Origin of the sequence: Pseudomonas entomophila, from assembly GCF_013523125.1 — a bacterium.
GTDB classification, from domain to species: Bacteria; Pseudomonadota; Gammaproteobacteria; order Pseudomonadales; family Pseudomonadaceae; genus Aquipseudomonas; species Aquipseudomonas entomophila_B.
Genome location: NZ_JAAMQJ010000055.1, coordinates 1 through 23789 on the forward strand (window position 1 = coordinate 1; position 23789 = coordinate 23789).

The 23789-nt window shown below is 66.2% G+C and carries 19 protein-coding genes and 1 riboswitch; of the genes, 8 read left to right on the forward strand and 11 right to left on the reverse strand.

What is annotated here, in order from left to right:
• Positions 1-208: 208 nt before the first annotated feature.
• Entirely contained in the window at positions 209-685 is a 477-nt protein-coding gene (locus G7007_RS20230; protein WP_181104636.1) for a hypothetical protein, read from the reverse strand.
• Between the two features lie 132 nt (positions 686-817).
• Between G7007_RS20230 and G7007_RS20235 the strand changes: the two genes are divergently transcribed.
• Positions 818-1318 (forward strand): GNAT family N-acetyltransferase, encoded by a 501-nt coding sequence (locus G7007_RS20235; protein ID WP_181104638.1) that lies wholly within the window; start codon positions 818-820, stop codon positions 1316-1318.
• Positions 1319-1340: 22 nt separating this feature from the next.
• On the opposite strand, the gene G7007_RS20240 is transcribed toward G7007_RS20235, so the two are convergent.
• Genes G7007_RS20240 through G7007_RS20260 form a run of 5 tightly spaced genes read right to left on the reverse strand, consistent with a single transcriptional unit; the run spans position 1341 to position 5955 of the window.
• Positions 1341-2663, reverse strand: coding sequence for an OprD family porin (locus G7007_RS20240; RefSeq protein WP_181104667.1), 1323 nt, complete (start codon positions 2661-2663; stop codon positions 1341-1343).
• A gap of 23 nt (positions 2664-2686) precedes the next feature.
• Positions 2687-3127 carry a pseudoazurin gene (locus G7007_RS20245; protein WP_181104640.1) on the reverse strand — a complete coding sequence of 147 codons (441 nt, stop codon included), beginning with the start codon at positions 3125-3127 and terminating at the stop codon, positions 2687-2689.
• Between the two features lie 13 nt (positions 3128-3140).
• Positions 3141-3932 carry an ABC transporter ATP-binding protein gene (locus G7007_RS20250; protein ID WP_181104642.1) on the reverse strand — a complete coding sequence of 264 codons (792 nt, stop codon included), beginning with the start codon at positions 3930-3932 and terminating at the stop codon, positions 3141-3143.
• Positions 3929-4945 (reverse strand): FecCD family ABC transporter permease, encoded by a 1017-nt coding sequence (locus G7007_RS20255; protein WP_181104645.1) that lies wholly within the window; start codon positions 4943-4945, stop codon positions 3929-3931. Before G7007_RS20255 ends, G7007_RS20250 begins: the two co-directional genes overlap by 4 nt.
• The gene (locus G7007_RS20260) at positions 4942-5955 is read right to left on the reverse strand and encodes an ABC transporter substrate-binding protein (RefSeq protein WP_181104647.1); all 1014 of its coding nucleotides are present in this window, start codon (positions 5953-5955) and stop codon (positions 4942-4944) included. Before G7007_RS20260 ends, G7007_RS20255 begins: the two co-directional genes overlap by 4 nt.
• 125 nt (positions 5956-6080) lie before the next feature.
• A riboswitch (cobalamin riboswitch) is annotated at positions 6081-6271 on the reverse strand.
• 178 nt (positions 6272-6449) lie between these two features.
• Between G7007_RS20260 and G7007_RS20265 the strand changes: the two genes are divergently transcribed.
• Positions 6450-8675, forward strand: a complete 2226-nt coding sequence (locus tag G7007_RS20265; protein ID WP_181104649.1) for a TonB-dependent siderophore receptor — start codon at positions 6450-6452, stop codon at positions 8673-8675.
• 263 nt (positions 8676-8938) lie between these two features.
• Positions 8939-10510: a TerC family protein gene (locus G7007_RS20270; protein ID WP_181104651.1), complete on the forward strand. Its 1572-nt coding sequence runs from the start codon at positions 8939-8941 to the stop codon at positions 10508-10510.
• On the opposite strand, the gene rarD is transcribed toward G7007_RS20270, so the two are convergent.
• The gene (rarD, locus tag G7007_RS20275; protein WP_181104653.1) at positions 10473-11360 is read right to left on the reverse strand and encodes an EamA family transporter RarD; all 888 of its coding nucleotides are present in this window, start codon (positions 11358-11360) and stop codon (positions 10473-10475) included. The two genes, G7007_RS20270 and rarD, sit on opposite strands and share 38 nt — an antisense overlap.
• 30 nt (positions 11361-11390) lie before the next feature.
• Complete coding sequence (locus G7007_RS20280) at positions 11391-12977, reverse strand: EAL domain-containing protein (RefSeq protein WP_181104654.1); 1587 nt, start codon at positions 12975-12977, stop codon at positions 11391-11393.
• 294 nt (positions 12978-13271) lie between these two features.
• On the opposite strand from G7007_RS20280, the gene hppD reads away from it, so the two are divergent.
• On the forward strand, positions 13272-14360 hold the full coding sequence (gene hppD, locus G7007_RS20285; protein WP_181104656.1) for a 4-hydroxyphenylpyruvate dioxygenase: 1089 nt from the start codon (positions 13272-13274) through the stop codon (positions 14358-14360).
• On the opposite strand, the gene G7007_RS20290 is transcribed toward hppD, so the two are convergent.
• Positions 14345-15166 (reverse strand): CSS-motif domain-containing protein, encoded by an 822-nt coding sequence (locus tag G7007_RS20290; protein WP_181104658.1) that lies wholly within the window; start codon positions 15164-15166, stop codon positions 14345-14347. The two genes, hppD and G7007_RS20290, sit on opposite strands and share 16 nt — an antisense overlap.
• Before the next feature lie 246 nt (positions 15167-15412).
• On the opposite strand from G7007_RS20290, the gene G7007_RS20295 reads away from it, so the two are divergent.
• Complete coding sequence (locus G7007_RS20295; RefSeq protein WP_181104669.1) at positions 15413-15850, forward strand: nucleoside deaminase; 438 nt, start codon at positions 15413-15415, stop codon at positions 15848-15850.
• Between the two features lie 81 nt (positions 15851-15931).
• Here G7007_RS20295 and G7007_RS20300 read toward each other — a convergent pair whose 3' ends face one another.
• The gene (locus G7007_RS20300; protein WP_181104671.1) at positions 15932-16987 is read right to left on the reverse strand and encodes a HEAT repeat domain-containing protein; all 1056 of its coding nucleotides are present in this window, start codon (positions 16985-16987) and stop codon (positions 15932-15934) included.
• An 86-nt stretch (positions 16988-17073) separates the two neighbouring features.
• Positions 17074-19194: a TonB-dependent siderophore receptor gene (locus tag G7007_RS20305; RefSeq protein ID WP_181104660.1), complete on the reverse strand. Its 2121-nt coding sequence runs from the start codon at positions 19192-19194 to the stop codon at positions 17074-17076.
• 197 nt (positions 19195-19391) lie between these two features.
• Between G7007_RS20305 and G7007_RS20310 the strand changes: the two genes are divergently transcribed.
• From G7007_RS20310 to G7007_RS20320, 3 genes are read left to right on the forward strand one after another with little or no spacing between them, the layout of a single operon-like run.
• Positions 19392-20060 carry an ABC transporter ATP-binding protein gene (locus tag G7007_RS20310; RefSeq protein ID WP_181104662.1) on the forward strand — a complete coding sequence of 223 codons (669 nt, stop codon included), beginning with the start codon at positions 19392-19394 and terminating at the stop codon, positions 20058-20060.
• On the forward strand, positions 20057-22513 hold the full coding sequence (locus G7007_RS20315; RefSeq protein ID WP_181104664.1) for an FtsX-like permease family protein: 2457 nt from the start codon (positions 20057-20059) through the stop codon (positions 22511-22513). Before G7007_RS20310 ends, G7007_RS20315 begins: the two co-directional genes overlap by 4 nt.
• Entirely contained in the window at positions 22503-23588 is a 1086-nt protein-coding gene (locus tag G7007_RS20320; protein WP_181104665.1) for a lipocalin-like domain-containing protein, read from the forward strand. The genes G7007_RS20315 and G7007_RS20320 overlap by 11 nt, the downstream gene beginning before the upstream one ends.
• Positions 23589-23789 lie beyond the last annotated feature (201 nt).

A 23789-nucleotide genomic window follows, 5' to 3' on the forward strand; every position in this document is an offset into this window, starting at 1 on the left:
CGGCGCTTGGGTGAAGGGAGGAGGGGCGAAATCTCCCACGGTCTGTACTGCGCGAACAGTCAGAAGCGGATCTAGTCCCTCCTCCTCCCTTCAAGTCCTACCATACAAGCGGCCCCTGTGCCGCGATCGGGCCCGCAGGGGCCGTAAAATCAGCCCCGCTGCCGTTTTTCCTTGATGAAAAACGATCAGCCCTGGCCCAGCGCTACCATCACCCCTGACCCTTCGCCAACGCCCCCAACTCCGCATCCACCTTGCGCAACCGCGCCTCGGCCTTCGCCTTGGCCGCCGGGTCGTTGGCCCGCTGGTCCATCAGGCGGGTCAGCTTCTCGCTCACCTGGCGCCCTTCGGGCGTCTGGTTCAGTGCCTGGGCCTTGGCCGGGTCGCGGGTCGAGGCCTTGATGATCTCGAACTCGGCGTCGCTGAAATTCTTCTCGCTGTACAGCTCCAGCAGGTCCTGACGCTGGTCCTCGACGGTCAGGTTGCGGCGCAGCACCTCCTCGATCGTTGGCAGCGGCACGTCAGGGTGCTTCCCGGCCAGCAGCTCGGCCATCTTGTCGATGTTGTGCTCGTAGGCGTCCTGGATCGGCAACTGTGCCAGGATCTCCCGCTCTCGATCACTCGACTGGTCGCAGGCGGCCAGCACGGTAAACAGCATCAACAGCGAGGTCTTCTTCATGATCGACATGCGCAGGCCCTTTGGGCGAGAGAGGAGGGCTCGAGTGTACCTCGGCCACCTGGCCAGCGACCATGCCATCGTTGCGAGCGCCGGCAAGGTGCGATAGAACCGTACACCTTACCCACGACCCTACAGGTCCCCATGCCCATCTCCACCTGTACCCTGCACCACGTCACCCCTGAAACCGTCGACGAGGTGCGTGCATTCGTCGACCAGGCGCGCCGCGCGCTGTTCCCCCAGCTCACCGACGCACCACTGCCGGCCGACCTGGCCCAGTTCGAGCGCACCTACGTCACCGGCCCAGGCTGTTTCCTGGTCGCACGGGATCAAGGACAACTGGTCGCGGCCATCGGCTACCTGCCCTATGACCACCGCTTCGCCCAGCTCGACTATCACGGCCGCCACACCGTGGAGATCGTCCGGCTGTTCGTGGACCCTCGCTACCGCCGGGGCGGCCTGGCCGTGCGTCTGTTTGACGCGCTCTGCCAGGAGGCCCGTGCAGCCGGGGTCGAGTGCCTGTACCTGCACACCCACCCGTTCCTGGCGGGCGCCATCGCCTTCTGGGAGCGCCAGGGGTTCGAGGTGGTGGACGTCGAGGACGATCCGCTCTGGCACACCACCCACATGAGCCGACCGGCCTGATCGACCGGTCCGCCAGCGGCGATCAGAGCGGCCCGGACAGCGGGTATTCCACCGCCAGGCGGAGCTGGTCGCTGTCCAGTTCGGCCTGCGCGGTGTTGCCCCGGTGCACGTCGTGCCGCAGCGAGAAGGTGGTGCCCTTGGCCTTGCCTGTCTGGATGACGTAGCGCGCTTCCAGGTCGCGCTCCCAGTGCTTACCGCCCTGGCCATAGCCGAGGTAGGCATAGCCGCCGGTGGGGTCCACATGGCTGCCATCGATGCCCGAACCGCGGACGTACAGCGCCGTCAGGCTCAGGCCCGGCACCCCATAGGCGCTCATGTTCAGGTCGTAGCGTGCTTGCCAGGAGCGCTCATTGGGCGCGTTGAAGTCCGACAGCTGCACGGCATTGCCAATGAAGATGGCGCCCCGACTCACGTAGTCGAACGGGGTGTCGCCGTCGACCTGTTGATAGCCGAGGCTGACGCTGTGCGGGCCCTGGCTGTAGCGCGAGACCAGGCTCCAGGTGGTGTTGTCGATACGCCCTGACAAGGCCTTGCCCGTGTCGGTGGTGCGGTAGAGGTTCAGGTCCAGGCTCAGGCTGCGCTGGTCGTCCAGCGCATGGGCAATGTTGCCGCCCAGGTACTGCTGGTTCCAGGTGTCTTCGTAACGCGAGGTGAACAGGCTGGCGCTGAGGTTGGGCCTTGGGCTGTACACGGCGCCGGCCAGGTCGAAGTGATCGCCCTGCGCGGCATTGGAATAGTTGACCGCGAACCCTTGGTCATGACTGCTGGCGTTGCGGTCGGCATCCTCGGTGAAATGGCCTGCCACCAACTTGAGTGCCTCGAATTCATTGCCGACCAGAAACAGCCCGGTGGCTGTCTCAGGCAGCAGGCGACTGTCCGAAGTACTGAACACCGGTGTCTTGACCCGCTGTTCGCCGTACCAGAGCACGCTGTTCGACAACCGCAGCTTGAGCGCGGCACCGGCACGGCCATAGGTGTCCTTGGGGTGGCCCTGGTTGTCCAGCCCCAACAGACGCGCCTTGCCCGCACGACCGCCCCCGCTGTCGAGCTTGACCCCGAGGTAGGCATGGGCGTCGACACCCACGCCGACGGTCCCTTGGGTGAAGCCCGACTGCACGGTCCCCATCAGTCCATAGCCCCATTCTTCGGCCTGGCCATTGCGCGCGGCGCGCGGCTTGTAGGCATTGCGCGCGCCACTGTTGCGACCGCCATGCCGGTAGTCGCGCTGATCGAAGACGCTGCGGTTGAGCACGCTCCAGGTACCGTCCTCGAGAAACCCCTTCGACTGGGACTGGGCCGCCTCGCCCCAGGCCACCGGGCTGAGTCCGAGCAGGGGAACCAGCATGGCCAGGGAGGCGTGTGCACCCTTCATGGCGTCGCGTCCAGGCGCTGGGCCTGAAGCGTCAGGCGTGCCTGGGCGCGTGCCGGTAATCCTGGGGGGACGATCAGGGGCTGGGTGGACGACGGGCCGACCTCGATCAGCATGACCATGCCCATGGCCAGATGCGGAATGCACTGGATGCCGTAGCGCCCTGGCACGTCGAAGGTGTAGGTCAGCGGCTGGTTGATCGGGCCCTTGAAGGTCGGGGCGCCGTCGGGCCAGAGACCGGGCAGGCTGGCGGCGTTGTGCCCGCTCTGGGTCGGCAGGAAGCGCACGCTGTCGCCCGGCGCGATGCGCAGGTGATCGGGCGCGTAGACCATGGCGCCCTCTGCGCCACGGGTGAGCATGTGAACCTCATGCACCTCGGCCAGCGCGGTGGGCGCGAAGGCCGTGGTCAGCAGGGACAGGGCAAGCGTACGCAGCAACATGAAAACGTCCAGGTCAGGGGGCGCGGAAACGCAAGATGCGTGCGCCGTCGAAAGGGTCGGTCAGATAATGCGCGTGTACGCCGAACGTCGTGAGCAGTCGCTGAGGGGTAAGGACCTCGTGCGGCACGCCCAGGGCCACCAGGCGGCCCTTGTCGAGCACCGCCAGCCGGTCGCAGGTCAAAGCCTGGTTGAGGTCGTGCAGGGCGATCAGCGTGGTCACCTTCAAGGCCTGGATCTGTTGCAGCAGCCCGAGCTGGTGCTGGATGTCCAGGTGATTGGTCGGCTCGTCGAGCAGCAGTACCTGGGGACGCTGGGCCAATGCGCGGGCAATGTGCACGCGCTGGCGTTCACCACCGGACAGGCTGCTCCAGGTGCGCTGGCGCAGGTGCAGGGCGTCCACATCGGCCAGGGCCTGGTCGACGATCGCCGTGTCGTCGGCGGTGAACGGCGTCAGGGCCGACAGCCAGGGCGTGCGGCCCAGCGCCACGGCGTCGAAGACATCGACGGCATCGTGGGTGTCGGCCTGCTGCTCGACCAACGCCAGGGCCTGGGCGATCTGCCGGCGCGGCTGGCGGGCCAGGGGCTGACCGAGCAGGGTCACCTGGCCACTGCTCGGCGCACGCAAGCCGGCCAGCAGCTTGAGCAAGGTCGACTTGCCCGAGCCGTTCGGGCCGACGATGCCCAGCGTCTCGCCAGGCCGCACCGCCAGGTCCACGCCGTACAGCAGTTGGGTGTCGCGCACACGGTAGCCCAGGCCTTGGCAGGTCAGCGGACAGGTGTCGAGGAGGGGAAACATGGCGGTCATCGCGGGCTCCGGCGGCTGATCAGAATCACGGCGAAGACCGGTGCCCCGATCAGCGCGGTGACCACGCCTACCGGAATCACCTGACCGGGGATCAGGGTACGGGAAAGGATATCGGCGGCGATCAGGAACAGCGCACCGCCCAGGGCACTGGCCGGCAACAGGCGACTGTGTCCCGGCCCCAGCAGCAGGCGCAGGGCGTGGGGAATGACCAGCCCGACGAAGCCGATGGCCCCGACGATCGACACCATCACGGCGGTGACCAGTGCGGCGCAGGTGATCAGCAGCAATTGCACGCGACGCACCGGAATGCCCAGGGACGCCGCCGAATCCACGCCGAAGGTAAAGGCGTCCAGCGCGCGGCGGTACCACAGGCAGATCGCCAAGCCGATCAGCGCGACCGGCACGGCGAGCCACACCGAGGGCCAGCGCACGCCGCTGAGGTTGCCCAGCAGCCAGAACAGAATGCCGCGGGCCTGCTCGGCACTGGCCGACTTGGTCACCAGGAATGCCGTCAGCGCGTTGAACAGCTGCGAACCGGCGATACCGGCCAGGATCACCTGGGCATTGGCGCCGCTCGGGCCACTGGCACGGGCCAGCAGCAGCACCAGGGCGAACGCGGCCAGGGCACCGACGAAGGCGCCCCCGGACAATGTCAGTGCGCCGGCCCCCAGACCGAGCAAGGCCACGGCCACCGCGCCGGTCGAGGCGCCGGCCGACAGTCCCAGCAGGTAAGGCTCGGCCAGCGGATTGCGCAGCAGCGCCTGGAGGATCACCCCGCAGGTCGCCAGCCCGGCGCCACAGGCAGCCGCGACCAGGGTACGGGTCAGGCGGTAGTTCCAGACGATGCCCTGGTCGATCGGGTCGACCACGTGCCCGGCCTGCCAGAGCTGGTTGGCCAGCACGTGGTAGACCACGCTGGGCGACAGGCGCGTCTCGCCGATGGCGATACCGGCGAGCAGCGCCAGGGCCAGAGCGGCGAGGGCGAAGGCCACGGCGGGCAACGAGCGCATCATGGCTGGGGCGCTTTACCGCTGGCGAAGGCCTGGGCCAGGGTATCCATGCCGCTGAACAGGCGCAGGCTGGCCTGCATGGCATGGGCGTCGAGGACGATGATACGGTCGTGCTTGACCGCGTCCATGTTGCGGGTCACCGGATCCTTGCGCAGGAAGTCGAGCTTCTTCTGGTAATCGTCGGCCGGGAAGCGGCGGCGGTCCATGCGCGCGATCACCAGCCAGGTCGGGTTGGCCTTGGCCAGGGTTTCCCAGCCGACGGTAGGCCACTCTTCGTCGGACTCGACGACGTTGCGCACCCCCAGGGTGTTGAGCATGAAATCAGGGATACCCTTGCGACCGGCGACATAAGGGTCGATCTCGAGGTCCGCGCTGGAGAACCAGAACAGCGCGCTGGTGCCCGACAGATCCTTGCCTGCCAGGCGCGCCTGGGCGTTGGCCAGCTGCGTCTTGAGCGACTGGTTCAACGCGTCGCCGCGGTCCTGGACGTCGAAGATCTGCGCCAGCTGGCCGATGCTCTTGTACACCGTGTCGATCTGGAAGGGCTGCAGACGCGTGCCGTCGGCACCGACCCGGTTGTCCTTGCCTTCGCAGTCGGACGGCATGAGGTAGGTAGGGATGTTCAATTCGTGAAACTGCTCGCGTGTGCCGACCACACCTTGTTCGCCGACCATCCAGGCGAGCTGTACGGCCAGCAGCTGCGGACGCTTGCCGATCACCGCCTCGAAGCTGGGGTCGTTGTCGGCCAGACGCTCGACCTTGGCATTCTGCGCCTGGTAGACCGGCAGCACATCGTTGAACCACAGCGACGTGCCCACCAACGTGTCGCCCAGCCCCAGGGCATAGAGCATCTCGGTCCCCGACTGGCCGATGGTCACTGCACGTTGAGGCGCCTGCTGGAAGGTCTGCGAGACGCCGCAGTTCTCCAGGGTCAGCGGGTACTGGGTGCTGGCGGCATGGGCCAGGCCACCCAGGCCAAGGCCGGCGAGCAGCGTGAGGACGCGTGGGAACATGCGGGCGATCTCCTATCGAGGACGCACCGGAAGGCGTACGGACAGGCATCGCCAGCCCAGGCCGACGGCGCAGGGCTGCACCCTGGGGCAGGGTGTCGATAACCTTCCCGGACACCCCGCCGGTTGGTGAATGATGGATGCCGGCAGGTCTCCTGACTGGTGCGTCATGGCCTCGCTCCGCCTTCCCGGGAGTATCCCAGTGGCGCATGGAGCGGGCTCGGCACCTACAGTTGCGGGGGCAGTTCCGTTTTCCTGCAAGGCAGGTACGGCATTCCCTATTAATTCCGTGGTGGAAACCGGCGGTCGGCATCTTAGACGCCTTGGCTGCCCGACCACAAGCACAACGCACCGGCGCCCTACTCGAACAGGCGCGGCGCAACGATTCAACATTTCCTAATATTTTGCCCGCTAACGAATCCGACCAGCGCTTCGTTCTCCCAGCGATGCCACCTCCCGGCAGTCAAGATCATCCATCGTTACGGAGCAACGTCGTCATGCGCGTGTCCCTCAACCGGCCCTTGAGTCTAACCCTGGGCCTGTGCCTGTCCATCGTCGGCCCTGTTTCCCTGGCCCAGGAGCGCGAGCGCGAAACCGACATTGCCGTCTTGGAACTGGGCTCGACCGAGATCCTGGCCGACGGTCTGGGCAGCCTCACCGAAGGCACGGGCTCGTACACCACCGACCAGACCAGCGCCGCGACGCGCCTGGACCTGTCGATCAAGGACACGCCGCAGTCGGTGTCGGTGGTGACGCGTCAGCAACTGGACGACTTCCACTTGGACACGCTGTCCGAAGCCATGGCCCAGGTCGCCGGCGTCACGGTGCAGCGCAACGATTCGGAGCGGCCGAGCTACTACGCGCGCGGCTACGTCATCGACAATTTCCAGGTCGATGGCATGCTCAACACCTTCTCGGGTGTGAAGTCCGATTCCGACACGGTGATCTACGACCGCATCGAGGTGGTGCGCGGTGCGACCGGGTTGACCACGGGGGCGGGCGACCCGTCAGGGACCATCGCCCTGTACCGCAAGCGCCCGACCCACCAATGGGCCGTCAAGACCGGCGTCAGCGCCGGCAGCTACGACAACTACCGAGGCTACCTGGACATCGGCGGGCCGCTGGCCTGGGACGGGCGACTGCGGGGGCGTACGGTGCTGGCCTACCGTGACAGCCAGTCGTTCATGGACAGCTACGCCAGCCAGCGCGAAGTCGCCTACGGCATCCTCGAAGCCGACCTGAGCGACAGCACCACGCTGGCGGTGGGCTACGACTACCAGAACAAGCACGTGCAAGGCGCTTCCTGGGGGACGGTGCCCTACTGGATGGCCGATGGCAGCCGGGCCAACCTGCCGCGCTCGACCAACCTGGCAGCGCCGTGGTCGTCCTGGCCACTGGAGGACCACACGGTGTTCGCTACCCTCGACCAGCGTCTGGGCGAGGACTGGTTGCTCAAGGCTGCCTTCACCCGCCGCGACTCCACCGTCGACGGCAAGGTGTACTACGGCGGTAACGGCTACCCGCGTCCGGACCGCAGCGGCATGCAGGCCTGGTACAGCCATTTCGCCGGCGACGAGACCATGACCTCGATGGACGTCAACGTCGCCGGGCCGTATTCGCTGCTCGGACGTCGCCATGAGTTCATGGCCGGGTACGGCACTTCGGAACGGCGCAACCGCTCGCCGTATTTCGTGGCCGCACCGGTCGCCCCCGGCTATGCCAGCATCGCCGACTGGAGCGCCATGGGCGCGATCGCGAAATTCCAGGATGCCGACACGGGCCTGGACAGTACACGTGACACGCTGCAACAGAAGGCCGGCTACTTGGCCACGCGCCTGAACCTGACCGATCGCCTGCACCTGGTGCTCGGCAGCCGCTACGGCGGCTGGGAAACCGACAGCCGCAGCTGGGCATACGCGGATGACCTCGGCGTCGAGGGCACCACGCGCAGTCGGCAGGTGCAGAACGATCAATGGACGCCGTATGCCGGTGTGCTGTTCGACCTGAACGATACCTACACCGTGTACGCCAGCTATGCCGACATCTTCAAACCGCAGACCAGAAAGGACGTGTCCGGCCGGTACCTGGAGCCGATCGTCGGTGCAGTCTACGAACTGGGGCTCAAGGGCAGCCTCCACGACGGCCGTCTGCACCTGAGCTCGGCGGTGTTTCGCAGCCAGCAGGACAACGTGGCCGAGGTCGACGACTCGGTGCCGCCAGGGCCCAATGGCGAGACCTATTACACCGCCGGGGGCAAGGGCATCGTGGTGCAGGGGTTCGAAGCCGAAGTCGGGGGTGAGGTGCTGCCGGGCTGGCAGATGACGGCGAGCTACGCCTATACCCATGCCCTGACGCCGGAGAAGACACGCCGTACGCCCGAGCAGCCGCTCAATCTGGTGCGCCTGTCGAGCACTTACCAGGTGCTGCCGGCGCTGACCGTGGGCGGCAGCCTGGACTGGCAGAGCGACAAGTATCGCTGGGCCAATCGTCCGACCGGCGTGGTCAATGGCGATCGGCCCGTCACGCAACGGGCGCGGATCGAGCAGGGCGCCTATGCCGTCGTGGGGCTGATGGCCCGCTACAGGTTCGACGAGCACCTGTCGGCATCGGTGAACGTGAAGAACTTGTTCGATCGGCAGTACTACAACAACGTCGGGTTCTACAACGGCGTGTACCACGGAGAACCCCGCACGTTGATGGTCAGCATGGACTGGACGCTGTAGCGATCAGGCACCGCCGGACGGTCAGGCCAGGAGGACAGGACGTGCCCGCAGCAGTGGTCGTCCTGTTCCCACCGTGCAAGACAGGTTTTGTAATAGTTTCTCGCTGTAGGACTCTGCTGCTATATCTGTAGGATCGAATTCCCAAATTCACACCAGGTCCCTATGAACGCCTTTCCGGAGCCTCCCAGTCGCCTGCCGTCCTGGCCTGCGCCGTCCTGTCTGCACGACACCTTTCGCCACACCCTCCGCTCGAGTGACCGACCATGGAATGGATAGCCGATCCCACGGCCTGGCTGGGCCTGGCCACGCTCATCGTGCTGGAACTGGTGCTGGGTATCGACAACCTGGTGTTCATCGCGATCCTCGCCGACAAGCTGCCACCGCACCAGCGTGACCGCGCGCGGGTGATCGGCCTGAGCCTGGCGCTGATCATGCGCCTGGGCCTGCTGGCGAGCATTTCCTGGATGGTGACGCTGACCGCGCCGCTGTTCGAGGTCATGGACAAGAGTTTCTCGGGGCGCGACCTGATCATGCTCTTCGGTGGCGTGTTCCTGCTGTTCAAGGCCACGATGGAGCTGCACGAGCGGTTGGAAGGGCACGTCGCCCAGGCCAGCGGCCCTGTCCGTCACTCGGCCTTCTGGCCCATCGTGGCGCAGATCGTCGTGCTCGATGCGGTGTTCTCGCTGGACGCGGTGATCACTGCCGTGGGCATGGTCGAGCACCTGTCGGTGATGATGATCGCGGTGATCTTCTCGATCGGCATCATGATCATCGCCAGCAAACCGCTGACCCGCTTCGTCAATGCCCACCCGACCGTGATCATGTTGTGCCTGGGCTTTTTGATGATGATCGGCTTCAGCCTGACCGCCGAAGGCCTGGGCTTCCACATCCCGAAAGGCTACCTGTACGCGGCCATCGGCTTCTCGCTGCTGATCGAGCTGTTCAACCAGCTGGCGCGCGCTCGCCGCAAGCGCAGCGTGCAGGGCCTGCGTCCGCTGCGTGAGCGCACGGCCCACGCGGTGCTGCGCCTGATGGGCGGCCGTCGCCTGGAAGCCGACCAGCTGGACGAAGAGATCGCCGACCTGGTCGAGGGCGGCGAGGAGCAGGTGCTGTTCGACCGCCGCGAGCGGGTGATGATCAGTGGTGTGCTCAACCTGGCCGAGCGGCCGATCCGTAGCGTCATGACCGTGCGCGCCGAAGTCGACGCGATCGACTTGGCGCAGCCGAAGGAGATGATCGACGCACTGCTGATCAACTCGTCGTATTCACGGCTGCCGCTGATCCGTGGTGGTCGGATCGAAGAGCCCTTGGGCTTCGTGCACAAGAAGGAACTGCTCAAGGCCCTGCTGGCCGGGGAAACGCCCGAGCTCGAGACCCTGGCACGCATGCCGCTGCACCTGCTCGAGAGCTTCAGCATCCTCAACGCCCTGGAGCAGATGCGTCAGCAGTCCACGCACATCGCGTTCGTGGTCAACGAGTTCGGTGAGTTCACCGGTGTGCTGACGCTGACCGACATCCTCGAGTCGATCGCCGGCGAGCTGCCGGATGCCAGCGAGGTGCAAGGCCCGGGCATCGTCGAGGAGACGGACGGCTTCCTGGTCAATGGCGCCTTGAATCTTGGTCAGGTGCAGGCCCGCACCGGATTCGCCGCCCGTGCCACCGAGGACTACCAGACCGTGGCAGGGTTGGTGATGAGCCTGCTGGACCGCTTGCCACGGGTCGGCGACCAGCTGGACTGGGGCGGCTGGTCGTTGACCGTGGTCGCCGTCGAAGAGCGGCGCGTGCGCCAGGTACGGCTCACCCCACGCGGCGACGCTGACGCAGCAGGTGCCTGACGCCTTCGAGCACCAGGACCAGCACGGCGGCCCAGATCGGCAGGTAGGTCAGCCACTGGTCCGGTCCGATGGACTCGCCCAGCAGCAAGGCGACGCCGACCAGCAGCACGGGCTCGATGTAGCCGAGCAGGCCGAACAGGCCGAAGGGCAGCAGACGGCTGGCCAGCACGTAGGCGATCAAGGCCGACGCGCTGATCAGCCCGAGCAGCGGGATCAGCCCGTAGAGGGCCGGGCGGTCGACCAGGGCCTGGGCAGACGAAGGCCCCTGTACCACGAAATACACGGCCCATGGCAGCAGCAGGCACATGTCGCACCACAATCCGCCCAGGTGATCGGTGCGGCAGCGTCGGCGCAGCACGAAGTAGATCGGGTAGCCGATCATCACCACCAGCGTCTCCCAGGCGAAGCTGCCATGCTGGTACAGCTCATGCCCCACGCCGGTCGCTGCGCAGAACACGGCGACCTTCTGCAGCCGCGACAGACGTTCGCGGTAGACCAGAAAACCGGTCAGCACCATGGTCAGCGGCAGCAGGAAGTAGCCCATCGACACGTCCAGGCTGCGCCCATGCAAGGGGGCCCAGAGAAACAGCCAGAGCTGGATGCCCATGAGCCACGAAGTGCCGATCATGCCCAACAGCAGGAGGGGTGTCTGGCGAATGCGACCCAGCAGTTCGGGGACCCGATGCCAGTCCTTGGCCACCAGCATGAACACCGTCAGGCAGGGCAGGGTGAGCAAGGTCCGCCAGCCGAAGATCTCTTCGCCATCGAGCGGGTGCATGAGAGACGTATAGAAGTACATCACGGCGAACAGGCAGGAGGCCATGACGGATGCAACGATGCCTTTTGACACGGGCGCCTCGGTAACGGAAGGACGGAAGGATCAGCCGGGCATGATCTCAGGGGGCGTGGCCTTCGGCAACCGTGTTGCACCGTTATCGTGCATGATCGCGTCGATGAAGGCCGCCACCGACATGGGACGTGCGAACAGATACCCTTGCTGGAGCGTCACGCCATTCTGGATCAGGTAGTCACGCTGCGCTGTCGTCTCCACGCCCTCGGCGATCGCGCCAAGGCCCAACCGCGCCGACAGTTCGATGATCGTGTCGAGAATGTGTACCGACAAGGCCTCGCCGCCGATCAGCGCGACGAAGCCACGGTCGATCTTCAGGTAATCCACCTGGAACTGACGCAGGTAGGCCAGACTCGACTGGCCGGTGCCGAAGTCGTCGAGGGCGATGGTCACGCCCAGCCTATGCAACTGTTCGAACAGCGCCAGGGTGACCGGGCTGGCACGTAGCAGCTTGCGCTCGGTGAGCTCCAGGTTCAGCACCACGCGTCCAGGAGGAAACTGCGCCAGGAATGCCCGGCAGTCGTGCACCAGGCGCAGGTCCTGGCAGTGATCGGCGGTGATGTTGATGCCGATATGAAAACCGTCGCTCAGGTGATTGGCATAGGACGCCAGTTTCCGCGCCAGACTCGTCATCATGTGCTGGGTCATCTCGACGATCTGCCCGCTGTGTTCGGCGTAGGGGATGAACAGCTCGGGCCCCACCAGCCCCTCGCGCGGGTGTCGCCAACGCAGCAAGACCTCGGCGCCGACCCAATGCCCCTGCGTGCTGTCGACCAGGGGCTGCAGGAACGGCACGAACTCCTCCGCGTTCATCGCGCGCTGCAGCTCGGCCCGGGGCGAGTGCACCTTGCGCAACTGCCAATGGCAGACCGCACCGCACAACGCACCCAACATCAGCAGCAGGCCCAGGATCGGCGGATAGTGATCGCGCATGCGCTCGCCGACCTTGCCGGCGCCGAAGCCGGCGCTGACGATGAATGGGTACCGGATCGAATGCACCTGTACCGCTGCCACGGGCGGTGTCGGGAAGGGCGGGGGCCTCACCAGGCCATGCTGGTCCAGCCAGTCTCCACCGATCCACACGGACAATTCGGTCTCGGCGCCCAGCAGGCGCAGGATCAGCACCAGGTGCTGGCCGTCCAGTCCCACCAGCACGCTGCGTGCGTCGGCGCCGGCGCGATAGACCAGCACGGGGTGGCTGGGTGTGACGTCGTTACCCGGCATCAACAGCAAGCGGCCATCGACGTAGCGGGTGACGTCGATCGACTCCTTGAAGTGACCCATCAGAGACGTGCAGTACAGCGTGTCGTGCCAGCCCAGGTTGGTCGAGCGAATGAAGGCATGGCTGGTCACCTGCTGGCGTAACGCCTGGCTGACCCGATCGCAGGGCTGGCCGGCCAGCGGCAGGAGCACCCGGGTGGCGTCATCGAGCTGATCGAGCATGGCGTCGATTTCACGGGCCGCCTGGGTGGCCGTCGACTGGCTCAGGGCGCGCAGTTCGGCCTGGGTCTGCCAGTGCATGACGACCAGACCACACAGCAGCGGCGCCAGGCCGACCAGCCAGGGCAACAGGGTTCGCCAGCTCCAGCGACCAGCGCGTTTGACGGTGAGGGGCATGACGCTCTACCTGTGCGGTGGACAGCAGGTTTCGAGGATAACCGTTTCAGCCTTAGAAAGCAGGACGACAAACGCCTTTACGCCAGATAGAATTAGGTTACGAATACAATAACAAGGCGCGCCGTTCGGGCACGCCCCCACCGAGAACCGATGCCATGGCATGCGACGGTTTCAGACTGCTCTTCGGCGACTTCCTTTCCCGCAGCGTCAGGGGCATCTCCTGCGCGCCTCCTGTGACTCATCACCGCGCTCCATAGCAACCCTTCCTTGCTTGCCACCGATGAGAGTACACACATGGCCGATCTATTCGACAATCCGATGGGCTTGATGGGCTTCGAGTTCATCGAATTCGCTTCACCCACCCCTGGCGTCCTGGAGCCGGTCTTCCAGGCCATGGGCTTCACCTTGGTCGCTACCCACCGCTCCAAGCAGGTGCACCTGTATCGCCAGGGGGGGATCAACCTGATCCTCAACAACGAACCCAAGAGCATCGCGTCCTACTTCGCCGCCGAACATGGCCCGTCGGTCTGTGGCATGGCGTTTCGCGTGCGCAACGCCCACCAGGCCTACGCACGGGCCCTCGAACTGGGTGCCCAGCCGGTCGAGATCGACACCGGGCCCATGGAGCTGCGCCTGCCGGCGATCAAGGGCATCGGCGGTGCGCCGCTGTACCTGATCGACCGATTCGAGGAAGGCAGCTCGATCTACGACATCGATTTCACCTTCCTCGAGGGCGTCGATCGGCACCCGGCCGGGGCCGGCCTCACCACCATCGACCACCTGACGCACAACGTCTACCGGGGGCGCATGGCGTACTGGGCGAACTTCTACGAAAAGCTGTTCAACTTCCGCGAGATCCGTTACTTCGACATCAAGGGCGAATACACCGGCCTGACCTCAAAGGCCATGACGGCACCCGATGGCCTGGTGCGCATCCCGCTGAACGAGGAGTCTTCGCGCGGTGCCGGCCAGATCGAAGAATTCCTGATGCAGTTCAATGGCGAGGGCATCCAGCACGTCGCGTTTCTCACCGAGGACCTGGTCGCCACCTGGGATGCGTTGAAGTCCCTGGGGATGCGCTTCATGACTGCGCCGCCGCAGACCTATTACGAAATGCTCGAAGGGCGTCTGCCCGGCCATGGCGAACCGGTCGAGGCGCTGCAGTCGCGCGGGATCCTGCTCGACGGAGCGTCGGAGCAGGGCGACCGGCGCCTGCTCCTGCAGATTTTCTCCGAGACGCTGCTGGGTCCGGTCTTCTTCGAGTTCATCCAGCGCAAGGGTGACGATGGGTTTGGCGAAGGCAACTTCAAGGCGCTGTTCGAATCCATCGAGCGGGACCAAGTGCGGCGCGGCGTCCTGGAGGCCGGTCAAGCGTCCTCGTGAGAGGCGCGGCGTCTCGATGCACGGCGCACTTCCTGCTCCTTGCGATACAGGCTCCAATAAGTCACGCTGGCAGTCAGCAGGCCGACCAGCAGTAGCGAAGGCAGGACGGTGGAAAACATCGAGCGTACCTCCTGGCCCAGGTGGCCAGGGGGGTAACCCACGTGGATCGTATAACCGTACTTGGCCGATGTTTTGCGGCCTCGCTCATTCATCACAGGCACCCCGGTTTCCCCAGCGCTACTTCCCGAGGCCCAGACCCTGGCCTCGCCAATGCGTACGATCAGGATCGACTGGTTCTGGAAACCCGACAACTCGCTGATCAACACGCTTGCATAGGCTGTGGCGACGACGCTCGTTTCGCCCATGTTGAGGGTGTAGGCAAGTACGGGCAGCCCTGGCGACGATTGCGAGCCGAACGCCAGACCCAGACGTTCGCCGTGTAGCTGTGTGAGGTCGACACGATCGACCTGGGTACCGCGAAGGCTGCTGCAACTGACGGTGCCATTGCGCGTCAGTACCAACGAACGCAACAGGGGGTTGCCCGAAGCCAGGGCGCTCAGTTCAGGCAGGCTTTCGGCGCAGGGCCGGTCGGTCAGATACAACGCCCTGGCGCTGGCGTCATGCAGCCCGTCGATCACCTTGTCGACCGCGTAGATGGCCTCGTTGAGCGACACCTTGACGTCCTCGTTAAGCTTGGCCTCTAGCTGGAAGATCATCATCACGACTCCGCAGGCGATCGGGATGGCGCTAATGGTGAGGGTCAGCAGCAAGTCCAGCAGAATGCGTCCGGCGGAAAGTCTATGCATGGCTCGAGTCGCTCGCGTGAGGGTCGGGGCTGAACGAGAATCTGCACTAGCTTAGGCAGGGCAGAGGAGGTCGGCTGTAGGCTATTACGCCGTCGCGTGCCCGGGTTTTACACAGCATGCTGTCGGACCTCGACCTGACCTGGCTTGCCGTAGGTTTCTCCATCACGACAGGACGATGAGGGTCTGTGCTAGCCTCGTGACTTCTTCTCATCGAACGAGGCGTCTCCCATGTCAAAGCCATCGACCCTGGATCCGTTCATGCAGGCTGCGATCGACGAGGCCCGCGCAGGGTTCGACGAAGGCGGCATCCCCATCGGTTCGGTGTTGGTCCACCGGGGCAGGATCATCGGCCGTGGGCACAACCGCCGCGTACAGGCAGGCAGCGCCGTGCTGCACGGCGAAATGGACGCGCTGGAAAATGCCGGCCGTCAGCGTGCCGAGGTGTATCGGGAATCCACGCTTTATACCACCCTGTCGCCTTGCGCCATGTGCAGTGGCGCCATCCTGCTCTATGGCATACCCAAGGTCATCGTGGGAGAACACCAGACGTTCCTGGGCGAAGAGTCATTGTTACGTAGCCGTGGAGTCGAGGTGGAGGTCTTGAACGACGACACCTGTCGAGCGTTGATGAACGCCTTCATCGAACGCGACCCGACGTTGTGGCACGAAGACATCGGCCACTGACAGCGGGTACATCAGGCCCTCGCAGGGCTTGGCGTGATGATCCTGGGTACAGGCCCTTCTGCGCCTGGCGCATCAGGAAGGTCACAGACCCTGCTGCACCAGTGGGTCGTCCGGGTTCTGCTGCTCCAGTTGCGCCAGCAGGACCTGAACGTTCTGCAACTGCCCGGTTTCCTTCCAGTACTGGATCAACAGTACCCGGGCCTTGCGGTTGGCCGGTTGTTGATCGACGAGGGTCTCGAGCTGTTTCTGCGCCGCCTCCACCTGGTCCAGGCGGTGTAGGGTCGTGGCCAGGGCATACCGATAGTCGGGGTTGCGCGGCCCCAGTTCGACCGCACGTGAGAAGGCCAGCAAGGCGTATTCGTCCTGGTCGTGACGCCGCAACCAGCGACCGAGTTCATATTGCAGCACGGCCGCGTCCGGGTGGCGGACCAGCGCCTCGGCCAGCACTTGCCGCGAGGCGTCCTGTTGGCCTCGGCCCTCCAGCAGCCGAACTCGCTGTATCAGGGCGTCCAGATTCTCAGCCTCTCGTGCCAGGGCGCGATCCAGGGCTTTGGCCGCTGCATCGAAGGCGCGTTCGTGCAGGTACAGGCGTGCCAGATGGACTTGCGCGGCAGGCTGCTCGGGCTGCTGCTCGAGCACCTGCTGGTACTGCTCCAGCACCTCCTGAAGCGGGCCGAAGTACACGCCGATGTCGTCCGGCGCCAGCCCCAGCAATGCATCCACGGCGGCGAAGCGGACCGACTGCTCGTCGTCGTCCAGCAAGGGGCCCAGCACCAGGCTGCGTTGCGAGTCCGAGAGCAAGCCACGGACGCTGAGAATAGCGGCCTGACGCACGCCGGGATCGGCATCCTCGAGGGCATCCTGCGCGAGCTTCAAGGCCTGGGGCGAAGGGTAGTGAGGCAGTTCGGCAAGCAAGGCCACCTGTCGGTCGGGCGCCAGGTCGGCACGTTGCAGTTGCTGATACAGCACCCGTGCCGCACCCGGCTGGCCTTGGTGCGCCTGACGCAGTGCCTGGTGATAGCTGTGCGGTGGCACACGGGGTGCAGGGGCGGGCGGTTCGTGCCACAGATAACCGAGCACCCCTGGCACGATGACCAGGAGCGAAACGGCGATCAGCAAACGGTAGCGCGGTGACATCGGACGACCCAGCCTGAGCGGAACGTCGAGCTTGGGCCAGAATGCACGGCGACGCAAGATCTCGACCCGCAGCGCTCCCGGAAGGCTCAGTAGCGGTAGGTGACCGACATCACCGCCGTACGGTCGTTGCCCAGCGCAACGGCCTGGGCCAGGCCCCCGGCATAGTAGTGCTGGTCGAACAGGTTCTTGACGTTCAACGCGGTGCGCCAGTGTGGCGTGCCATAGGCGATCCCGGCGTCGACCACCGCATAGCCGGGCAATGAGTAGCCATTGGTGTAGCGTTCGCCGACCGCATTGAGGCCGCCGTTGACCTCCCAGCCCAGTGGCGAGCCATCGAAACGGTAGCGGGCGAACAGGTTCGCGCTGTGGCGCGGCACGTTGGCCAGGCGATCGCCCACGGTCGAGGGCTGCTGGTCGCCGTCGTCGGTGATGATGGCCCAGGTGTAGGCGTAGCCGGCCAGCAGGCTGAGCCGATCGTTCAGGTCGGCGGTCAGCTCCAGCTCGGCGCCCTGGGTGCGCTGCTCGCCGATGGCCACGCTGAAGCCATCGTTGAGCGGGTCGTCCTGCAGCACGTTCTGCCGACGCAGGTCGAAGGCGGCGACGGTCAGCAAGGTACTGCCCGGCACCAGGTCGAACTTCACCCCGGCTTCCCACTGGCGGCCCTTTTCCGGCTCGAAGGTCTTGCCGGCGACATCCGTGCCCGTGTTCGGGTAGAACGAGGTGGCGAAGCTCAGGTAGGGACGCACGTTCGGCAGCAGCTCGTACATCACCGCGACCGCACCGGTGGTGGCGCTGGCCGGGCTGCTGGTGCGACGGTCGGTGAGGTGGTTGTCACCATAGGTGTCGCTGTGGTCATGCCGCAGGCCGGCCGTGACCAGCCAGCGGTCGTCGATCTGGTAGCTGTCGCGCAGGTAGCTGCCGACCATGCGCACCGTGGTGTCGGTCCAGGTGCGCGGCGTCGCCGGGCAGGTGATGGCCTGGCCATAGCGTGGCGCGTAGACGTTCAGGCTGCCCACTTTGCAGGTGACGGTACGGTTGCTTTCCCGGCTGCGCAGGTAGTCGACGCCGAAGGTCAGGTCATGGGCGCCCCAGGCGGTCTCGAAGACCCGCTGCAGGTTGTTGTCCAGGCTCAGGGTGTCGCCGTCGAAATGCTGGGTCTGGGCCGTGCGCGCCAGCGTGCGGTCGTCGGCCTGCAGGCGACCATTGGCGACCAGTTGCCCGTCCAGGCGGTAGGTCTGCCAGCGCAGGTTCTGGTTGAAGGTCCAGCCGTCGCCGAAGCGATGCGCCAGGCTGTAGCCGATGCGGTTGGAGACGCCGTGGTACGGGTCCTGGTCCGGCTCACCGGTGAAACGGCGGCGGGGCAGGTCGCCGTTGGGGTTGCCATCGATCGAGCCGGACAATGGCAGGCCCTGCTGGCGCAGGTACTGGCGGTCCTGGTGACTGGCGAGCACGGTGAAGTCGGTGTCCGGGCCCAGGTCGAGGGTCAGCGAGGGTGCGATGTACTGGTTCTTGAACCAGACATGGTCGGTGTCGTCGTTGGCGTTGGACAGCAGGCCGTTGACCCGCAGGGCAGCCTTGCCTGTGTCGGACAAGGGCGTGCCGACATCGAAGGTGCCCTGGCGCAGGTCGTCGCTGCCGTAGCTCAGGCCGAAGGTGGCGAACGGCTCTAGGCGCGGCCGCTTGCTCACCATGTTCACCACGCCGCCTGGCAACACCAGGCCATATTCCAGCGACGCTGGCCCCTTGAGCACTTCGACCTGCTCGAAGCCGGCGATCTGCTCGGCCACCCGATTGGACACGCCCGTGCGCAGGCCGTCGACGAACAACGAGTCCGAGGCCACCTGGCCGCGGATGATCAGATCGTCCCAGCCGCGCCGACCGTACTGCCCGGCGGTGACGCCCGGCACATTCTTCAGGGCGTCGGCCAGGCCCATCGCCTGTTGACTGTCCAGCACGGTGCGCGACACGACCTGCACGCTGCGAGGCGTCTCGGCCAAGGGCAGGGACGATTGGGCGACCTGGGCCGTCGCCGGCGTGAACGCCTCGGCCTCATGCTGCACGGAGTCGGCGTCCACCGTGCTGGCCGGCAGGTCAACGATCGCAGGTTGGGCGGCGCGCACCGGGACGGCCCAGGCCAGGCTGACGCCCAGAACAGCAGAGCATAAGGCGCAGGGGACGGCGAGGGGTTTCGACGAAGAGCGGGTCATGGAGGTCTCGAACCAGGGAACACGGAGCGCGGCGACAAGGCGCATTGAAAAAGGTGGCGCATACTATCTGCCAACGATTCGTATTTGCAATTCGTTTATCCAATTGCACCCGTGTCGTTCGGACGCTGTCATAGCAGCACACCCGATGGCCTGGTCGCCCCGCCGCCCAGATGCCTCAACCCAGGGACACCCTTGCCATGCTCATCGTCGAACGCTTGTACAAATCCTTCGGCACCGCCCAGGGCGACCTGCCTGTTCTGCGTGGCGTGGACCTGACCATGGGCCCGCGTGAAAGCCTGGCGCTGATGGGCGAGTCCGGCAGCGGAAAGAGCACCCTGCTGCACCTGATCGCCGGCCTGGATCGCGCCGACCAGGGCCGTGTGCTGATCGACGGCGTCCCCCTGGACGGCCGCTCCGAAGCCGCCCTGGCGCGCTGGCGCCGCGAAGACATCGGCCTGGTGTTCCAACAGTACAACCTGCTCAGCAGCCTGGACGTCGCCGCCAACCTGACCTTTCAGGCGCGCCTGGCCAGACGCTACGACGCCCGCTGGACCGCGCACCTGGTGCATCGCCTGGGGCTCGGTGCGCTGCTGGAGCGTTATCCCGAGCAACTTTCCGGGGGGCAACAACAACGGGTCGCCATCGGCCGGGCGCTGGCTAGCAAGCCGCCCCTGCTGCTGGCCGACGAGCCGACCGGCAGCCTGGACGAGGCGAGCAGCGACGAGGTGCTGGCGCTGCTGCTGCAACTGGTCGATGAGGCGGGCAGCAGCGTGCTGATGGTGACCCACAGCCAGCGTCTGGCCAGCCGCCTGCAGCGCCAATGCTGGCTGCAGGCCGGGCAAGTGTGCGACGGGCCTGCGCGATGAGCACCTGGCTGATCACCCTCCAGGCCTTGCTGAGCCATTGGCGCCGCCATCGCCTGCAAGGCATGGCGATCTTCACCGGTCTGTGGCTGGCCACGGCGCTCTGGACCGGAGTTCAGGCGCTCAATGCTCAGGCGCGCAGCGATTATGCGCGCGCCAGCGCCGTGCTCAGCAGTTCGACCCAGGCGCGGCTGGTGGCACGCGATGGACAACGCCTGGACCAGGCGCTGTACGTGCAGCTGCGCAGGCTGGGCTGGGACGTCACGCCGCTCTTGGAGGGACGCCTGAGCATCGCCGGCCCGACGCCCCATGAGCTTCGGGTGATCGGGATCGACCCGCTCAGCCAACCAGGCGACGCACGCGTGGCCGGTCAGCGCTTGCAGGACTTCGATGTGCAGGCCTTCATCAATGCGCCGGGGCAGACCCTGATCGCCCCGGATACCTGGCACGTCCTGGCGCTCGCGCCCGGTGAGACGGCCCATGACCTGCAGGGTCAGGCGCTGCCGCCCTTCAGGCTCGAGCCCGACCTGGCCCCAGGGGTGCTGGTCATGGACATTGGCCAGGCCCAGACGCTGCTGCGCATGCCCGGCCAGCTGTCGCGGCTGCTGATCAACCACCCAGGGCCACCCTTGTCCCACACGCTCGCCCAACGTGTCAGCGTGCAGCCGGGGGGTGACGATGGCGACCTGGGGCGGCTCACCGACAGTTTCCATCTCAACCTCACCGCCTTGGGCTTGCTGGCCTTCGTGGTCGGCCTGTTCATCGCCCATGCCGCCATCGGCCTGGCCCTGGAACAGCGCCGCGCGCTGCTGCGCACCCTGCGAGCCTGTGGCGTGAGCCAGCGGGTGCTGTTGCTGGGTCTGGCCTTGGAGTTGGGGCTGTTCGCCGTGGCGGGCGGGCTTGCCGGCGTTGCCAGTGGCTATGGGCTGGCCACGCTGCTGCTGCCGGACGTGGCCGCCAGCGTGCAGGGGCTGTACGGCGCCCAGGTGGCCCGGCAGTTGAGCCTGCCTGCGCAGTGGTGGCTGAGCGGCATCGGGGTCGCGGTCCTCGGCGCGCTGCTCGCCGGTGCCAGCAGTGTGGCCCGTGCAGCGCGCCTGCCCTTGCTGGCCCTGGCCCGGCCTCAAGCCTGGCGCCTGGCGCAACTGCCCTGGCTCAAGCGCCAGGGCCTGGTCGCCGTCGGGCTGGTCATGGTCGCACTGGCTTGCTGGCGCTACGGCCATGGCCTGCCCAGCGCCTTTGCCCTGGTCGCCGCCGTCCTGTTGGCGGCGGCGTTGCTGCTGCCCTTGTTGCTCGAAGGCTGTCTGGCGGGGCTTGCGCGGATGGTCCGGCGGCCGTTGGGCCAGTGGTTCATCGCCGACAGCCGTCAGCAATTGCCGGCCCTGAGCCTGGCCTTGATGGCCTTGCTGCTGGCCTTGGCGGCGAGTGTCGGTGTCGGCAGCATGACCGAAGGGTTTCGCAGCACGTTCCTGGGCTGGCTCGACCAGCGCTTGTCCGCCGACCTGTACATCAGCCCCAAGGACACCCGACACGCCACCCGCCTGGCCGACTGGCTGACCCAGCGCCCGGAGGTCACCTCGGTGGTGGCTAGCTGGCGCACCGACGTCCAGGTGCAAGGCTGGCCCGTGCAGGCCCAAGGCGTCGCCGAACCGGCGCGATTGCGTGGGCACTGGCCCTTGCTGTCGCAGGAACCGGACGCCTGGCAACGCCTGACTCAAGGCGAAGGGGTGATGCTGAGCGAGCAGTTGGCCCGACGCCTCGCAGTGACGGTCGGCGACACCGTGGCTTTGGGTGCCGAGCCTCCGTTCGCCGTGGTCGGGATCTACGCCGACTATGGCAACCCCAAAGGCCACCTGCTGCTCGAAGCCAAGACGCTGCGAACGCTGTGGCCCCCGGCCACCTTGACCAGCCTCGGTGTGCAGACCTTGCCCGGCCAGGCATCGGCACTCAAATCGGCCGTGCAGGCCGCCTTCGCCCTGGACGATGAGCACCTCATCGAGCAGGCAGCGCTCAAGCGCTGGTCCACCGAGATCTTCAGCCGCACCTTTGCGGCCACGACGGCGCTCAACAGCCTGACGCTGGGCATTGCGGCCGTGGCCCTGTTCATCAGCTTGCTGACCCTGGGGCAGACCCGGCTGAGCCAGCTGGCGCCACTGTGGGCCCTGGGCGTGCGCCGTACGCACCTGGTCTGGCTGAGCCTGGGGCAGACCGTGTTGCTCGGGGGGCTGACCGTCGCCCTGGCGATTCCGTTGGGGCTGTTGCTGGCCTGGTGCCTGGTGGCGGTGGTCAATGTCCAGGCGTTCGGCTGGCGCCTGCCACTGTCGGTGTTCCCCGATCAGTTGCTGCGCCTGGCCCTGCTGGGCCTGCTGAGCAGCGTGCTGGCCAGTGCCTGGCCGCTCTGGCAACTGGCCCGGCGTCAACCCAACGAGTTGCTGAGGGCATTCGCCGATGAACGCTAGGATCGTCTCGCTCATGCTGACGCTGCTGCTCGGCGGCTGCGGCCCTGATGACGCACCGCCTGCGGCCAAAGGGTTCGCCGGCCTGGGCCAGCAGGCCGAGGCCTTCGAACCGGTGCGCCGTGGCCAGCCGCTGGTCTTCCCCCGCGACCATGGTGCCCATGATGGTTTTCGCATCGAGTGGTGGTACGTGACCGCCAACCTCACGGACGCCCAGGGCCGCGACTGGGGCGTGCAGTGGACGCTGTTCCGCTCGGCGCTGCGCCCCGGCGCCGAGACCGGCGACTGGAACAGCCCCAACCTGTGGATGGGCAATGCCGCGCTGACCGGACCCCACGGTCACCGTTCGGCCGACACCCTCGCGCGCGGTGGCATCGGCCAGGCCGGGGTCGAGGCGCAGCCGTTCCAGGCCTGGATCAACGATTGGGCGTTGAAGGGCGAGGGCAGCATCGATCACCTGCGCATGACGGCGGCGGGCACAGACTTCGCCTACGACCTGCGCTTGCGGGCCGACAAGCCGCTGGTATTGCACGGGGATCGCGGCTACAGCGAGAAGTCTGGCCAGGGCCAGGCGTCCTACTACTACAGCCAGCCGTTCTACACGGTGCAGGGGCAGGTCGAGCTGGACGGGCAGCAGGTCGACGTCACCGGCAAGGCCTGGCTGGACCGCGAATGGAGCAGCCAGCCATTGGCTGCAGGGCAGTCGGGCTGGGACTGGTTTTCCCTGCACCTGGGCGATGGGGCCAAATTGATGCTGTTCCGCGTGCGCGAGGCGCAGGGTATGCCTTATCAGGCCGGTACCTGGATCGACCCGACAGGCCAGGCCTTCCCCGTGGAGGGTGCGCAGGTGCGTCTGGAGCCGGTGGGCTGGACACGCCAGACCAATGGCGTGTCCGTGCCCACGCGCTGGCGGCTGCGCCTGGCCGAACGGGGCCTGGACGTGCAGGTGCAGGCGATCGAACCCCAGGCCTGGATGCAGACCCGGTTTCCGTATTGGGAGGGGCCGGTACGGGTGGTGGGCGGTGCGGGAGGCGAGGGGTATCTGGAGATGACGGGGTATGGAACGGGTGGCGGCTGATGATTGCAGGGGCGTGACGCTTGTCTAGGACAGGCCTGGGCGGTGCTGAAGTACCCCGCGTTCTTGCTGGAGGCGGAGACTGTCAGATTTTTTGTGTTCGGGCCGATAACGGCCTGCCGTGAGGCAGGCCGTGCTTTTACCAGGTCGGCCTGATAAATCGATCTCCGTACAGAATCGCAAATTGATTCATCGCGCTCTTCC

Excerpts from the sequence above, each read along its gene's own strand:
- G7007_RS20230 (WP_181104636.1), bottom strand. The coding sequence starts at position 685 with ATGTCGATCATGAAGAAGACCTCGCTGTTGATGCTGTTTACCGTGCTG.
- G7007_RS20235 (WP_181104638.1), top strand. The coding sequence starts at position 818 with ATGCCCATCTCCACCTGTACCCTGCACCACGTCACCCCTGAAACCGTC.
- G7007_RS20240 (WP_181104667.1), bottom strand. The coding sequence starts at position 2,663 with ATGCTGGTTCCCCTGCTCGGACTCAGCCCGGTGGCCTGGGGCGAGGCG.
- G7007_RS20245 (WP_181104640.1), bottom strand. The coding sequence starts at position 3,127 with ATGTTGCTGCGTACGCTTGCCCTGTCCCTGCTGACCACGGCCTTCGCG.
- G7007_RS20250 (WP_181104642.1), bottom strand. The coding sequence starts at position 3,932 with ATGACCGCCATGTTTCCCCTCCTCGACACCTGTCCGCTGACCTGCCAA.
- G7007_RS20255 (WP_181104645.1), bottom strand. The coding sequence starts at position 4,945 with ATGATGCGCTCGTTGCCCGCCGTGGCCTTCGCCCTCGCCGCTCTGGCC.
- G7007_RS20260 (WP_181104647.1), bottom strand. The coding sequence starts at position 5,955 with ATGTTCCCACGCGTCCTCACGCTGCTCGCCGGCCTTGGCCTGGGTGGC.
- G7007_RS20265 (WP_181104649.1), top strand. The coding sequence starts at position 6,450 with ATGCGCGTGTCCCTCAACCGGCCCTTGAGTCTAACCCTGGGCCTGTGC.
- G7007_RS20270 (WP_181104651.1), top strand. The coding sequence starts at position 8,939 with ATGGAATGGATAGCCGATCCCACGGCCTGGCTGGGCCTGGCCACGCTC.
- G7007_RS20280 (WP_181104654.1), bottom strand. The coding sequence starts at position 12,977 with ATGCCCCTCACCGTCAAACGCGCTGGTCGCTGGAGCTGGCGAACCCTG.
- hppD (WP_181104656.1), top strand. The coding sequence starts at position 13,272 with ATGGCCGATCTATTCGACAATCCGATGGGCTTGATGGGCTTCGAGTTC.
- G7007_RS20290 (WP_181104658.1), bottom strand. The coding sequence starts at position 15,166 with ATGCATAGACTTTCCGCCGGACGCATTCTGCTGGACTTGCTGCTGACC.
- G7007_RS20300 (WP_181104671.1), bottom strand. The coding sequence starts at position 16,987 with ATGTCACCGCGCTACCGTTTGCTGATCGCCGTTTCGCTCCTGGTCATC.
- G7007_RS20305 (WP_181104660.1), bottom strand. The coding sequence starts at position 19,194 with ATGACCCGCTCTTCGTCGAAACCCCTCGCCGTCCCCTGCGCCTTATGC.
- G7007_RS20310 (WP_181104662.1), top strand. The coding sequence starts at position 19,392 with ATGCTCATCGTCGAACGCTTGTACAAATCCTTCGGCACCGCCCAGGGC.
- G7007_RS20315 (WP_181104664.1), top strand. The coding sequence starts at position 20,057 with ATGAGCACCTGGCTGATCACCCTCCAGGCCTTGCTGAGCCATTGGCGC.
- G7007_RS20320 (WP_181104665.1), top strand. The coding sequence starts at position 22,503 with ATGAACGCTAGGATCGTCTCGCTCATGCTGACGCTGCTGCTCGGCGGC.